Source organism: Paraburkholderia sp. SIMBA_054 (assembly GCF_046534875.1).
GTDB lineage: Bacteria > Pseudomonadota > Gammaproteobacteria > Burkholderiales > Burkholderiaceae > Paraburkholderia > Paraburkholderia hospita.
On sequence record NZ_JAWRXV010001749.1, the window covers coordinates 1 to 235 of the forward strand.

Annotated in this window: 1 protein-coding gene; it reads left to right on the top strand. The window is 62.1% G+C overall.

Annotated features, from left to right (window positions below; translation table 11 throughout):
• The coding region (locus SB822_RS61095) for a LysR substrate-binding domain-containing protein (protein ID WP_410859658.1) at window positions 1–235 on the top strand (235 nt) is incomplete at both ends.

A 235-nucleotide genomic window follows, 5' to 3' on the forward strand; every position in this document is an offset into this window, starting at 1 on the left:
GCTGGTTTATAGCCGCGCGCATTTTGAATTCGGCAATGGACCAGTGGGCATCGACGATATTCTCGATCTTCCCATTGTGAGCCTCGGCAAGGGCTCGGCCGTACTGTCCGCCGTGGAGCGCGCGTATCGCAGCCGCGGCCGGCTGTTCCCAGACAACCCGACCGTCAACGGTTTCGACACCATGCTCGCGATGGTGCGTCACGGCTTAGGCGTCGGCTTCATGCCGCCCGATGTG